We start from the raw sequence: 13,089 nt of genomic DNA, 5'->3' as shown, positions 1-13,089 counted from the left end.
CCGACGTGGTAGAGCCGAGTTTCTTCGCGTCGCTGATCCAGCGTCGAACCAGATTGGCATTGAGCCCGTTATCCAGAGCGATGGCAGAAACAGAGACCCCCGGCTGTTGGCAGGCAGCAATAATCTTAGCTTTAAATTCTGCGGAATATTGGCGACGTTTTCTGGAGGAGCGAGGTGCGCTTATGACAATCATAACAAGTGTCCACTAAAAAATAAGTGGACACTATCCAGTCAGTTGGTAGCGCGCTCAAGATGGGGTTACCGGACGCTTACGCATCAGACGTATAGCTGACCACTACTCCTGGAGCACCAAAGCCATCCGCTGCGACGCTGACAATACCCTTGGACGCGAGTAAGTCTCTTACCCTGCGGCCCAATTCCAGTTGCTCATCTCGAACTTTTGCAAAACCATAGTCCCGGGTTTCCATCATGGTGTCTCGGAACTGCCTCAAGGCATCGGTTGGCATTGTGGCATTGTGGCATTGTGGCATGGTAGGCGTGGCCGCCGTTTTCATAGGCTGCCATGATCTGGTGCCACTTCTTCAAGTCACAGGCAAAACTGGTACTGGTGGTTTCTTCCAACTTTTCCAATGCGTGCTGGTTGAACATTACCAACCCGCTGCAAGGCGAGGCACTCCAGCCTTTCTGCGGCGCACTGATCAGTACATCCACCCCACAGGCCTGCATGTCCACCCAGACTGTTCCTGATGCAATACAGTCCAGTACAAATAGACCACCATACTCGTGTACAGCATCACTCACTGCCTTTATGTAGCCTTCTGGCAGAATGAGTCCGGCAGAGGTCTCAACATGGGGAGCAAATACTACATCCGGCTGTTCAGCCCGGATAGTCGCAACAACCTCCTCAATAGGAGCCGGAGCAAATGGTGCTTGAGGAGAATCATCCACTCTGCGGGCTTTGAGCACCGTTGAGTGACTGGAAAGACCGCCCATCTCCAGTATCTGGGTCCAGCGATAACTGAACCAGCCATTCCGGATAATCAGAGTTTTACCTGCTGTGGCAAATTGTCGGGCCACAGCTTCCATGGCATAGGTCCCGCCGCCTGGCACAACAGCCACTCCCTGGGCGTTATAAACTTGTTTCAGTGTGGTGGAAATATCCCGCATGACCTGTTGAAAGGTCTGCGACATGTGGTTAAGAGAACGGTCGGTAAAGACGACAGAAAACTCCATCAATCCTTGAGGATCGACATCGGGTAGTAGGCCTGACATGGTGCATCTCCTGTTGGAACTTATTATTTTTCTTAGAATTAACTGAATCGACAATCAAGTAACCTGCAAAAGCAGGCCTTTCGGGTATGCCGCTTGGCAAATTATTCTATTACACTTTTTCCCTGATTGGCTTTCCAGATGTCATCAATTGAATGAATAATTTCCACATGAACAGGATCGCAATCCGTTTCTACACTCAGCCATCGATGGGCCAGCAACAGAAACCGTTTCACCCGCCAGAAAAACTCCTCCTGAATAAGGTCCAGTTCAAGCAACTCACGGTCTGATATTTTTTCGTCTTCTTCTAAGGTCGCCAGCATCCCCAGAAATTCAGATTCCCCCAATCCTGTCGATCGAACAAAGCTGAAAAACTCTGAATGATCGCAAGCATCGTTCTTTCAAGTCTCGAATCAACCCGCTTGGTAAATGTTTCATAAATGACGATCAGATGAGCGTAGATGCGGTTAATTTCCAGTGTTTTGTGAATGAGCTTATCTATCAACTCATACCTGTCTTCCTGAAGCTTCACCTCTTCCTTATCGACGCCGCATTGAATGCAGACGCTCTGCATGGCAACAGCCACTTCTCCACCACGCCCCACCGAATTAACTTTCAGATAAGGCATCAGCCATTGGGAAAAGCCACTATCCAGCAAGCCCCACAAGTGATCGCAGAAGCTGATGCAATAACACTGAAGGGACACTTCCTCTCCATATTCTCCCAACGGATAACTGCTGCCGTCAGGGCGTTCATGATGGGCGTGCACCAGTTGAATGACCTCCTGATCAAAAAAGTTCTCCATCCCCAGAATACTGGCGCTGATATGGCTGTGATAGAAAGTCTCTTCACTGTATTGAGGAGGGGAACTCATGCCGACGGAAGCCAGGTGCAACAATCCAAGATCACGAAATAACGAGGCATAAAACAGTCGTTGCAGTGTGACCAAGTCCCACCCCAGTTTTTTCCCGACAGCCACAACCATCACTGTCCCGCACAGAGTCCGCTCGAAGAGCTTCGGAAATCCATGAGCCATGACGGATAGTTTCTGCATGGGACCGCTGGGCAACTCTTTAACCAGACAAAAATGCTGGATCAAGGGAGGTATATCCAGACAGATCGAGACTTTGCTTATCAAACTATTGAGGTCAATCGCCCGATTAAAGGCTTTCACGAGACTTCGACTGGAGAGATGTTTCGCCAGGCGGGCCACCTGATCAAGGGGGTTCTGTAGGCAATGCCCACTCAGTCTTTCGGCCGTTTTAGGGCTGATCGGCGAGCCCTTTGCCACCAGCAGAACGCCAAAATCACTGTAGATATCCTCAACTGCCGTGCATCCATACTTATCACCCATTGCAGCAAGATTTTCTGCATACACGTCAACTTGATTGATATTAAAATCATCAACGTCGGGAGCTGACGCACTTCCTGCGTTCATCTTGGGAGCAGCCATGGTTACATAGCAATCCTGTTATATTTCTCCTGTGGAGAAACTCCTTTGTCCTAATGACAGTCTAGCACGCCCTAATCAGTACACCACATCTCCCAGATGTCCCGTTATCAAGCGGAAAAATCGCTCAGGTACTCAGAGTTCCATGCCAAACCGGCAATTTCATGTCCTCCGGCTCTTCCACTGGACCGCCAGTTCGCGATTTGTAGGCGCCTTCTTCGATTGGAATTCTGAACAGGGCAGTTACTTTGCGCTCTTTCTCGCTGGGTTCACGCACCTGCTCCCAGCGCCCCTCTTCAATCTGATTTATCACCGCTTTAAATGCTTCGTTGAATATCTCCTTACATTCAACCCTCTCCGCCCTGCCGTATAGCACCACGGATTCGTAGTTGGCACTGTGATGGTATGCGGACTTGCTTAAAACCCATTCATTTGTCACCGCGAACGAAATACAGAGCAATTCGCCACTCTCAAGAGTCTTCGACATTCTTCCGCCATTGAGCGTGTGAACAAAGAGATCATCTTTGTATCGCCACAAAGTGATCGGGATACACCGCGGTTCGCCATCTTCAACAAAAGCAATATGACCGGTCTTTAGGCGATCAATTAATGCATAGACAGATTCACGGTCATAAGAGGCCCTCTTGGCGACCCTGCGAACCCTGCTCCGGGGGCAACAGGATAGGGCACTGACCTCACCCTCTGATTCGCTTTTGTTGATTTCAGCCTGTTCATACTGCATGACGTCACTCCATTCATGATCAAACACAATGCATTAAACGGCATATCTGATACCATCATAAGATCCACATGATGATTTTTTATGGAACCAGTTGATTATGTCCCAGGCGATAACCACAGATCTGACAATCGATAATTCCCAACCGCTACAGGGTCAGCTCTATCAGCAGCTGGCCCAGAGAATCATTGATCAACGCTTTCAGCCAGGCAGCCGAATGCCGTCGTCCAGGCAATTGGCGGCAGATCTCGATATCAGTCGCAATACAGTACTGGCCGTCTATGATCAGCTAAAAGCAGAAGGATTCCTGCAGACCCAGAGTGGCCGGGGAGTTTATGTACACAGGGATATCATTTCCGTCATCAGGCCCTTGCAGAAATCGAGAAATACCGCCCAACAGCAAACCTCATTGCCAAAGCCGAAAATCAATTCCCCCCGAATTGATCCGGTCAGAACCTCTGATCTGGACAACAACCTTCCATTCACGCCTGGGCTGCCTGATCTGGCCGAATTCCCTCTGCGACAGTGGAATCGTGTGGTTCACCATCAGGAAAATCGGCGAATTCTGATGGGATACAACGGTGTTCAGGGCTATTTCCCATTGCGTGAAGCCATTGCGGAGTACCTCCGTTCATCGCGCGGAGTCCGCTGCCATGCAGAACAAGTCATCGTCACCAATGGGGCTCAGCAGGCCCTGGCGCTGATTGCGGATATCTTTCTACAGGCTGACGATTCGGTATTAATCGAAAACCCGGGATATCGTGGCTCCCGCTATGCTTTAGGACGCTATGGCAACGAGCTGACGCCTGTACCGCTGAAAAATCATGTTCTGGACTTTAGCTCCCTGACGACATCCGCTCCGGCCAAACTGCTTTACTGCACGCCAACCCATCAGTATCCAATGGGCGGTATTCTCGATCTGTCCCAGCGACTGACACTCCTTAATTGGGCTATCAGCAACAATACCTGGGTTGTTGAAGACGACTACGACAGTGAATTCCATTTCTACAATAAACCTATCGCCGCCATGCAAGGTCTCCTGGAGAACCCTCCGGTACTGTATCTGGGCAGCTTCAGTAAAACCATGATGCCCTCCCTTCGCATTGGATATCTGGTGGTTCCGGAGTACCTGGTAGATGACTTCGTCGCGATGAAACGAATTACCAGCGGCGAAACACCCTTGTTCGTACAGGCCGCACTGGCTGAATTTATTCATGATGGCCAGTTTGCCCGTCACCTGCGTCGCATGCGCCAGCTTTACCGGGAAAAATGGGAAAGGTTCCAGTCCTTGGTAGTGACCACTCTGCAAGGTGTGCTGACACCAGTGGCCGAAAGCGCCGGTATGCACCTGGTGTTACAGGGTGAGGTTGACGATCTGGCATTGTGCCGATGGCTCAGAAGCCAGGGATTTGGCAGTGCCCCTCTCAGTGCACATTTCCTTGAGGATCCTGAGCATCAACAGCCGCCAGAATCCGGATTGGTGCTGGGGTTTTCCAGTGCCACTTTCCCCCAGATGCGCCAATGTGTTGAACTCATCAGAAAGTGGCTGGACGAAAGATGATCAGGCATACACTGGCAGGCCAGGTTTCGGGCCTGCCGAGTGATTCCCCTCCTGTTCAGGAGGCTAGGGTCAGAAGGCTAGGTGTCAGGAGGCTGGTTGTCAGGTGGACAGTTGATTGGCTTTCAAACGAACTTCCGACAGCTTGTACCAATCCACATGACGCGTTGCAAACATACCGATGGCCAACAACAAAAATAGACCGATAGAACCATACAGCAAAGCAAAATCCTGCTCCTGCAGTAATGACATCAGATAGCCATATAGCACAATCAGCATCACAACCAGCCCCATGGTGCGGTATCGATTACCTGAGAAATAACTGCAGTACCAGCCAAGCTGAAAGACAACAGCGGAACTGGCCACGATGCAGGAAAGCCAAACACCGAGGTGTTCAGACAGAGACAGGAACAACAGGTAAAACAGGCACAGCGTCAAACCGGTAAAAAGATATTGCATGGCATGGATAGGTGTCCCTGACAGCATTTCAAACAACCACAGACATGCAAACGTGCAAGTCAGAAAGAGAATCGCATACTTCACGCTCCGTTCAATCGTCTGGTAAGTCCCTGTGTATTGGGGTGCTGCCACACCAACGGAAGGCAGAGTATCCTGGGTCCATAAAGGCTGATCTGACAGCCAGGAAGCGGGTAGCCCCTTTGCCAGAAAAGGAATACTCCAGGCACTGGAGAACCCGTTTTCGTCAATGCTGCGTCGGGTAGGCAGCCAATCCCCCTGAAAACTGGGATCGGACCAGTTACCAGTAATTTCCACACGGCTTTCCTGTCCTAGAGGAGAAACATACAGGCCACGGCTACCATTCAGCACCAGACTTGCTTTGAAGGGAACAGCCTGTTCAAACTCAGGCATTTCCTCAGCAAACCCGTCAGGCGACTTACCCAACAGTCGCGCATGGATACCGTTGGAATGCTTCATCTTCGTACCCGGTTGCGGTACCAGCGGCATACCATTCCATTCCATCGACAAAGGACTCTGAACGGCACGTACGTCCCCAACTTCCAGAGACAATACGGCTTCTTCCCACAACACTCTGTCCTGAGGCTGCAATGAGGCCAGCGCTTCCTGCATATTGAACTGGCCTTTTAACCCCACCTTAGCCTGATATAACGGTACTTCATATATTCCCCGGTAACGAACCTCACTTTCCATGTTTACAGTGGCATCCAACGTGGAGGGTGTCACCAGCAGATGACGTCGCTTGGTATAACCAGAAGAATACTCTCCACCCGTGGACTTGAGTTTGGTCTCAATTGGAATGATCAATAATGGCCCGGTGAGAGATTGTTCTCCGCCCCACTTGTCAGTAATTTCTGCCACCACGCTGTCATAACGGTTGGCCCGCTCCCATATCAGTCCTTCCACCTGGGCAACCGGTATCTGTAGCAACAGAATCAAAAAAGCCACCATGAGCGCTTTCACCAGCGGTGATCCTGTCAGACGGTCTCGCAGACGATGTTTTACAGTCATTTCTTGTTCGTTCACCTGGGTTCTCCTCTGTTATCCCCAAGCGATTACAGCAGATAAAGCAGGCAATTCAGGGTCCCAATTATGGCAAATAATGGCGGAACACCTGACCAACGACGACAGGGTGCAATTACTGATACTCCCGGCAGAACCTAGCTAAACCTCCATCATAATAGTGGTCAGGCAACGTGATAAATGCTCCAATAAGCACCTTTAAGGGGAAGCTTCAGAACCACCGAGATATTTCGGTCAGGCAGATAGCTTTCTAGGCTATCGAATTACCTGGTGTAGGAAAGGAGAAAGTTGTGAGTAAGGTACTAAGGGATAAATACGAAGATATGGCGTTAACTCCAGGGCAGGGCAAGATCAGCGCTGCCATGTCTATCGGTATCGGGATTCTGTCACTCTTCGGTGCTTTCTGTTTTCTGCTCCCTGACCTGTTCACCACGCCAGATTTTCGTGGTTTCTACAACGCTGAGGTTTTACGGATCACCCTCCAAATCAGCATTGCTATTGGTTTCGGCTTTGGCCTTTACGCCATGATGAAAAACCAGTCGATGAAATATGGCCTGACCGGCATGATACTCGCCATCCTTGCCGCTTTGATCGGCTCAGGCCGTGTTGAGGCACCGGAAATCGATACCCGGAGCCTTTACGTGGGATTGGATTATTTTATCCTGACGCTGGTGGTATTGGCCCTGGTGTTTATTCCCCTGGAACGCGCATTCCCCAAAGTCAAAGAGCAAAAGGTTCTGCGCAAAGGCTGGGTGACGGATATCAAATACTTCATGTTCAGTCACCTGGGCATCCAATTGATTAGTTTCTTCACCATTATCCCCATCCAGGTTTTCCTGCATCAGGCCACCACCTGGGAATTCCAGAAAGTTATTGCCGCCCAGCCAATCTGGTTACAGTTTTTTGAAATCCTGCTGGTGGTTGATTTCGGTACCTACTGGATTCACCGGGCTATGCACGAGATTCCAGCCCTGTGGAGAATACATGCCGTGCATCATTCCACAGAGCACATGGACTGGCTCGCATCCTCGCGATTGCATGTGCTGGAAATACTTGCCAACCGTTTTGCCGGATATCTGCCCATCTTTGTTCTGGGCTTTGCCCCTTCGGCAGTGTACGCCTATCTGGTATTTGTCTCTTTCCACGCGATCTTCATTCATGCCAACGTCAGGTTCCGCTTCCCTGTATTACGGTGGATTATTGCAACACCTGAGTTTCATCATTGGCACCATTCCTCCGAAGACGCCGCTATTGATAAAAACTACGCAGGCTTTCTGCCACTCTATGACTGGCTGTTCCGTACCACTTACATGCCGAAAAAACTGGCCAGCCGCTATGGCACCGTATCCGATGATATTCCAGACGGCATTATTGGACAGTTTCTTTACCCGTTTAAAGGCTGGTTTGGCAAGTCTGCCAGCTAACGGGAGATATGAGAGACTTACACCAGGGGAAGGTCACTAACTTCATGGGTTTTGCCTTCCCCCATACCATTGAGGTAATGAAGGAGCTGGTCCACAAAGTCCTGAAGATAGGGTTTCGATGCATCATCCTGAAATGCCGCATACCAGGTGAAGTGGAAACCGCGATGACCAATTTGAACCTCTTTTACACGCTTGTTATCGATCGCATTGGTGACCAAATTACGGGGCAGGATGCTCATTCCGGCACCTGACTGCACCATGGTAACGAGCGCCTCCAGATCCTGGATTCGGTGGAAGCGGCCCAGAGAAATCTTATTTGGCTGTAGATACCGCTGATACAGGTAACTTTCTTCCAGTTTGAAATAATATACAAAGTCCTGGGACTGAAGATCATTCACAGCAAGATGGGGTCTGTCAGCGAGCGGATGATCGGCGTGAACAATGGCAATAATCTCATCTTCATTCAAGGGCTCATAACGCACCCCAGGCGTGGGAATTGCCTCACCCAGGATCGCAAGATCAATTCGCTGCTCCACCAGACTGTCCAATAGCCGATTTACCTGTACGACTTCAAGATCAATGTGCGGATACAGTTTCCTGAATCGCTCCATCACGGGACTTAGCCATTGGCTCTGGTGAACCCGGTCAATACTAATGCGTAAACTCCCGGTTCTGCCGCTGCTGAACTTCGACAGGTGTTCCTCCATGCTCTGGATATCACGAAGGATTTTTTCTGCATGCTGATAAAAGTTTCGCCCCGGTTCAGTCAGTAGCATGGCCTTGCGAGTACGTTGAAACAAAGCAAAACCCAGTCGACTTTCCAACTCCATCAACTGTTTACTCAGTGCAGGTTGTGACACATGCAGCTTGACTGCGGCTTGAGTAATGTTTTTTGTATCCGCAATGGTTTTCACCAGACGTAGCTGCTTGATATCCAGACGCAGCATGGAAATTCCCCGGTATTGATTCAAATAGAGCATTATCTTCTACCGGTACGGCATCTCTGACAAGAGGTCAGGCCACCATCTGCGAAAGAATCGAAAACGCTGCCACAAGCTGAATCACCAACGTTACCGTATGGGAGACTTGCCGCAATCTGTGCTGTTTACCCAGCAACGCCCAGATATACAGAAGCCGGACGACAACAAAACTAACGCCCAATCCCTGGGTTAGGGTTACCAGACCGGCCTGCTCAACGAAGAACAGTAAAAATATAAACAATAGGGATTGCTCCAGCGAATTACCGTGGACACGAATACCCACCGTCAATGGCTTCACGCCACCATCGCCGTAACTGACATTGTGTTTGATTCTCAGACGGGAAACATTCAGGGATAGTGCAGTTAAAATGATTGCCAGAACGGCAGTGACATAAGCAGTAAAGTACAAGGAAGCCTCCCAGGTTTTATTCGATTTCCAGCCAATCCTCTGGAAACTTTAGAACACTCTGAATAAACCGTAAAAGCACACGGAAAGGGCAATCTATTGAATGGGCGCAAGAAATCCCATCACGCCGCCCATCAGTATCTGGGCAGCCATCGCAGACAGCACCAGTCCAGTGATCTTACTGAGCACATTCAGGCCAGTGCGGCCAAGGAGTGCCTCAATAAAGTTGGCCATAAACAGAATCCCCCCAGGCACGCCAGCGCCAACAGCAGTCCGCAGATGCCAATCACCATATCCCACCCCTGCAGTTCCGCACCGAATACCAGAATCGTCCCGATAGTGGCAGGGCAATGATATAAGGAACGGCCAGTGGAACCACGGAAACATCATCCCTCTCCTCAAGTGGCACATTAGTCGCGTGGGTGCGGGTACCATCCTTCACCAGGCTGATTGCTGACATCATGAGCAGAATACCGGAGCCAATCCGAAAAGAGTCCAAAGTAATACCCAGAACCTCAAACAGATCACGGCCAAAGAAAAGAAGCACGAGACTGATCGCAACGGAGGCAATCAGCGCTTTCCGTGCGATCTGATTACGGCTAGTCCGGCTTTCACCCCGAGTCAGGGTCAGAAACATGGAAAGCACAAAGAAGGGCGCAAACAGAAAGAAGAATTTTATCCAGGTAGAAATTAACAGACTCACAAAGCCCCCAAAATTCAGGTCAGTCGACTGGGGCGCTTTTCGGACTCTTGTCACATCCTTCTGGTCCCCCGGAAAAGCGCGTACTTTATAAATCTGGTCGATGGAAGAGTATATGGCAAATGTACTTACACCAGATCATTGATGTTCGCCCACCTTATAGGCCATGATTTCTATGGCCGGCGCAATGCCAAAAGTTGATGTGGCAGTAAACAAGAAATCGAAGGGAACAAGTCATGCCGATACTGAATTTTTCATACGCAAATATCAAAGATCACGATAAATTCCAGCAATATGTAAAAGCCGCCGCTCCGCTGATGGAAAAAGCGGGTGTTGAAGTAGTGGCACGGGGAAGTTATTCATCCACAATGAAGGGAAAGGAAGAAAACCCCCATATTGCCGCGGTGTTTCGTTATCCTGATCTAGCAGCCGTTGAACGCTTTTACTCTTCAGATCAATACAAAGCCCTTATTCCGCTGAGAGACGAAGCCTGTGACATGACCATCAATCTCTATGAGGAGTAGTGGCAAAGACATCATTATTAAAGGCCCTACAGACACCACCAATAGGCTACTCAAATATCTGGAAGCCGCTTAATCAGGCCGGGGCACCCTCATTTTGATGTTCCATGTCTTTGGAGGTTGGCCTTTCATGATCTTTTTCTATGGCATCTGCCTCATTCTTAATGCCATGAGCGGCTTCCACTTTCATACACAGGGCGGCAAGTTCTCCCAGGGTCCGGTAAGACACGAAGTTCAGAACCCGATAACATCCGTCCAGTAATCGGTAAATGGAAACCGCACCAAGGCCCTCCAGGCTCTCTACGTCCACGTCCCAAGCCTTGGCAAAGGACAACACAGACTGTCGTTCCTGGGTTTCCAGGTTCACCTCCACATCTTTTGCGATGTGGGAAAACTGCATCAGTAACTCTTTTCCATACTGTGCATACTGGTTGATGGCGATATCCAATCCATCCGGAGTATCTTCCTGGCCCTGATCTCTCAAAAGACTTTCCAGTACCCGCAGTATCTCAGGCAAGTCCAACCAAATACTATTGACCTGCCGAAACTGCACTAGTGTCTGCCTGAGCAGGACTGCCCTTGCTTTGAATTCTGGCTCCATCAGTTCCACAGCAACAGCAATACGATCACTTAAAACCTTATCCATGGTTTCAGACAAACGCGCCTGCAGATCTTTAAGTTCCCGCGAGAACTGCTGATAATTTGCCTGGGCGGCATCCAGAGTATCACCAGAAAGACCAAAGCCCTCATTATCGATGGCATAACCGGCTTCCAGGTAACCAATTGCCTGGCGGGCAGCCCGGCATTTTTCCACTGTCTGCCAGAACAACTCCAACTGGGCTTCTATTCTCTTCAGACTTTCCTGATAGCTGTTTCTGGCCTCTTCCAGGGTCAAGGTCGCTGTCGGGTTAATGCGAAGCTATCACTCTAGGGCTGTACATACCATTCAGGAAAGTACCGACTGCAATCTCTGCCGTCTTCTGCTGTTGGTCCAGCTGAAGAATCTCTTTCGTGGGGGAGACCGCTTTTTCCACATCTTTCAGGCCGACCTGGTGATACCATCTCATCGTGACCGTTTTACACAGAGCGTCAAAATCCGGGATTAAACGGGAAGCTGGAAAATCATGCAGCCAAATGCCCTTGAAATTATTCTCTTCGGCTTTGGCTATGCGGTCATTGTCGGCAGGGTGGGTATCCCATACCTGGGTCTGACTTTGCTCCATCTGAGCCGAAATATGCTGTTTCTGCTCGACTGTTAGCTGTTCTGTCATTAACGCTACAAGTTGCGGCAAATTATCCGGCAGCCTGTTGTCATTCCAGGTTGCTCTGGCCAACTGGTCACTTAATTGCCTTCCCGCCATGAGGAACCGCAGGGTTTCTGCTATTTCACGGGACTTGTCACTACCTGCCACCAAGCTCTCGTAACGGTCAGCATCATATTCCATTTCCCTGGACATCCAACGAGTCGTCCGAAGGTTAAAAAGAAACAGGTATTTCATTAGAACCCGCGTCATCCGGATCATGTACCGACACAGAAAGATCGCCATATCGGCGGCAAATATCGGGGAATATTCTGACCACTTGTTCAGGCGTCTGTCCCAGTTATCCTCTCCAAAAGCACATTGTTCCATCCAGGCATTGACGCGATTCACCAGGGTATTGGCCAACAGAGCATTGCGCTGGGTCATGTGCCCAAACTCATGCGCCACAATTCCCATGAACAAACGACTGTTCATACCGGCAACCAGGGGCAATCCCACTGTCAGCACCAACTCTCCCTTCAATAAACTCCTGAACCCTTTCTCAGGTCCAACACTGGCATTCACCGCCTCATTCACATAAATGGCAGAGGGGGCGGGCACTGCCATTCGCTCAGCCAGTAACTCGATGAGACGATAGAATCGCTTATATTTGTTTCGGTCCAGTAGCAGGGAAGACCGCTTTCCATAACCGGCAAATAGAGGCTTTGCCAGGAATAGCGTGAAAATCACCCCGATCAGGATGGGCACGAGAAAAACCACGAACTGAATCGCATTTGGGGTTTTATTTGCAAAAAGCGTTGGTAGGTAGGCCACGTAAGACCAAGTGGCATAGACCGCTCCAACGACGAGGGAGAAATAGATGAGAGGGGCGATCAGGCAGATCATCATCACCGAGATCAAACCAAGCTTATACGCCAGTGTGACTGGAAGATGATGGATAGGCTCCCGAAAGGTCTCCTGAAATAGTTCTATCAAATGCTGGGTTTCTGCCCGTTGCTGGCGAATGTCTGGTTTCCCTTTGGGCTTGGGGCCCTCCAAAGGCGAAACATCAGCTGCAGCCGTGTGAGGATGCATCTCAGCCACTAGACCAAGTTTCCCAAGCACTTTCACATAGCGCCGGGCCTGCTCCTCGGTTAAACGTTTTTTAAGCGTTACCGGTTGGGCAACAATTTTTTTGGCCTGATCTTCCGTTACATTCAGATGTCGAACAAGACTGTCTTTCACTAAGTCCGGGTCCTGGTCCAAAGGTCCGGCGCTACGAACAAAGTAATGATGGACAGAATTCCCTTCCATTTTTGCTCCCAGAATCGATAGAAAAC

At 49.8% G+C, this 13,089-nt stretch carries 14 protein-coding genes and 1 pseudogene; 3 read left to right on the top strand and 12 right to left on the bottom strand.

Translation table 11 applies throughout. The features are described from left to right. The 5 genes and pseudogenes from F566_RS0122365 to F566_RS0122345 form a co-directional block, all read right to left on the bottom strand. Window positions 1-193: transposase (locus F566_RS0122365; protein ID WP_020407319.1), on the bottom strand; the 193-nt coding region annotated here is incomplete at its 3' end. 82 nt (window positions 194-275) lie between these two features. Further along, window positions 276-1,233 (bottom strand): annotated as a pseudogene (locus tag F566_RS34985) (aminotransferase class V-fold PLP-dependent enzyme); the annotation flags it as partial. A 101-nt stretch (window positions 1,234-1,334) separates the two neighbouring features. Beyond that, window positions 1,335-1,553, bottom strand: a complete 219-nt coding sequence (locus F566_RS0122355; protein WP_020409266.1) for a hypothetical protein — start codon at window positions 1,551-1,553, stop codon at window positions 1,335-1,337. Beyond that, window positions 1,538-2,683, bottom strand: a complete 1,146-nt coding sequence (locus F566_RS0122350) for an HD domain-containing phosphohydrolase (protein WP_020409265.1) — start codon at window positions 2,681-2,683, stop codon at window positions 1,538-1,540. Before F566_RS0122350 ends, F566_RS0122355 begins: the two co-directional genes overlap by 16 nt. A gap of 124 nt (window positions 2,684-2,807) precedes the next feature. Continuing rightward, window positions 2,808-3,422 (bottom strand): pyridoxamine 5'-phosphate oxidase family protein, encoded by a 615-nt coding sequence (locus F566_RS0122345; RefSeq protein ID WP_020409264.1) that lies wholly within the window; start codon window positions 3,420-3,422, stop codon window positions 2,808-2,810. A 97-nt stretch (window positions 3,423-3,519) separates the two neighbouring features. On the opposite strand from F566_RS0122345, the gene pdxR reads away from it, so the two are divergent. Next, complete coding sequence (gene pdxR / locus F566_RS0122340) at window positions 3,520-4,980, top strand: MocR-like pyridoxine biosynthesis transcription factor PdxR (RefSeq protein ID WP_020409263.1); 1,461 nt, start codon at window positions 3,520-3,522, stop codon at window positions 4,978-4,980. Window positions 4,981-5,079: 99 nt separating this feature from the next. Here pdxR and creD read toward each other — a convergent pair whose 3' ends face one another. Beyond that, window positions 5,080-6,480, bottom strand: a complete 1,401-nt coding sequence (gene creD, locus F566_RS0122335) for a cell envelope integrity protein CreD (protein WP_020409262.1) — start codon at window positions 6,478-6,480, stop codon at window positions 5,080-5,082. 287 nt (window positions 6,481-6,767) lie between these two features. On the opposite strand from creD, the gene F566_RS0122330 reads away from it, so the two are divergent. Beyond that, window positions 6,768-7,901 carry a sterol desaturase family protein gene (locus F566_RS0122330; RefSeq protein ID WP_020409261.1) on the top strand — a complete coding sequence of 378 codons (1,134 nt, stop codon included), beginning with the start codon at window positions 6,768-6,770 and terminating at the stop codon, window positions 7,899-7,901. A 17-nt stretch (window positions 7,902-7,918) separates the two neighbouring features. Here F566_RS0122330 and F566_RS0122325 read toward each other — a convergent pair whose 3' ends face one another. The 4 genes from F566_RS0122325 to F566_RS34980 all read right to left on the bottom strand — a co-directional run bounded on the left by F566_RS0122325 (window position 7,919) and on the right by F566_RS34980 (window position 9,990). After that, window positions 7,919-8,881, bottom strand: a complete 963-nt coding sequence (locus F566_RS0122325; protein WP_020409260.1) for a LysR family transcriptional regulator — start codon at window positions 8,879-8,881, stop codon at window positions 7,919-7,921. 34 nt (window positions 8,882-8,915) lie between these two features. Continuing rightward, window positions 8,916-9,290, bottom strand: a complete 375-nt coding sequence (locus F566_RS0122320) for an MAPEG family protein (protein ID WP_020409259.1) — start codon at window positions 9,288-9,290, stop codon at window positions 8,916-8,918. Window positions 9,291-9,383: 93 nt separating this feature from the next. After that, window positions 9,384-9,587: a MarC family protein gene (locus tag F566_RS38085; protein ID WP_342662568.1), complete on the bottom strand. Its 204-nt coding sequence runs from the start codon at window positions 9,585-9,587 to the stop codon at window positions 9,384-9,386. Further along, a complete protein-coding gene (locus tag F566_RS34980) occupies window positions 9,574-9,990 on the bottom strand; it encodes a MarC family protein (protein WP_342662567.1) in 417 nt (138 codons plus the stop codon). Before F566_RS34980 ends, F566_RS38085 begins: the two co-directional genes overlap by 14 nt. Before the next feature lie 233 nt (window positions 9,991-10,223). On the opposite strand from F566_RS34980, the gene F566_RS0122310 reads away from it, so the two are divergent. Beyond that, on the top strand, window positions 10,224-10,511 hold the full coding sequence (locus tag F566_RS0122310; RefSeq protein WP_020409258.1) for a DUF1330 domain-containing protein: 288 nt from the start codon (window positions 10,224-10,226) through the stop codon (window positions 10,509-10,511). Window positions 10,512-10,584: 73 nt separating this feature from the next. On the opposite strand, the gene F566_RS0122305 is transcribed toward F566_RS0122310, so the two are convergent. Then, on the bottom strand, window positions 10,585-11,403 hold the full coding sequence (locus F566_RS0122305; protein ID WP_020409257.1) for a hypothetical protein: 819 nt from the start codon (window positions 11,401-11,403) through the stop codon (window positions 10,585-10,587). Window positions 11,404-11,416: 13 nt separating this feature from the next. After that, on the bottom strand, window positions 11,417-13,063 hold the full coding sequence (locus F566_RS0122300) for a M48 family metallopeptidase (protein ID WP_020409256.1): 1,647 nt from the start codon (window positions 13,061-13,063) through the stop codon (window positions 11,417-11,419). Window positions 13,064-13,089 lie beyond the last annotated feature (26 nt).

The sequence above is a fragment of the Hahella ganghwensis DSM 17046 genome (assembly GCF_000376785.1).
Lineage (GTDB): Bacteria > Pseudomonadota > Gammaproteobacteria > Pseudomonadales > Oleiphilaceae > Hahella > Hahella ganghwensis.
This window is presented reverse-complemented; position numbering and strand designations above follow the sequence as displayed.

What these genes read in the sequence shown, in the direction of transcription:
- F566_RS0122355 (WP_020409266.1), bottom strand. Translation starts at nt 1,553, where the DNA reads ATGCTGGCGACCTTAGAAGAAGACGAAAAAATATCAGACCGTGAGTTG.
- F566_RS0122350 (WP_020409265.1), bottom strand. Translation starts at nt 2,683, where the DNA reads ATGGCTGCTCCCAAGATGAACGCAGGAAGTGCGTCAGCTCCCGACGTT.
- F566_RS0122345 (WP_020409264.1), bottom strand. Translation starts at nt 3,422, where the DNA reads ATGCAGTATGAACAGGCTGAAATCAACAAAAGCGAATCAGAGGGTGAG.
- pdxR (WP_020409263.1), top strand. Translation starts at nt 3,520, where the DNA reads ATGTCCCAGGCGATAACCACAGATCTGACAATCGATAATTCCCAACCG.
- F566_RS0122325 (WP_020409260.1), bottom strand. Translation starts at nt 8,881, where the DNA reads ATGCTCTATTTGAATCAATACCGGGGAATTTCCATGCTGCGTCTGGAT.
- F566_RS0122310 (WP_020409258.1), top strand. Translation starts at nt 10,224, where the DNA reads ATGCCGATACTGAATTTTTCATACGCAAATATCAAAGATCACGATAAA.
- F566_RS0122300 (WP_020409256.1), bottom strand. Translation starts at nt 13,063, where the DNA reads ATGGAAGGGAATTCTGTCCATCATTACTTTGTTCGTAGCGCCGGACCT.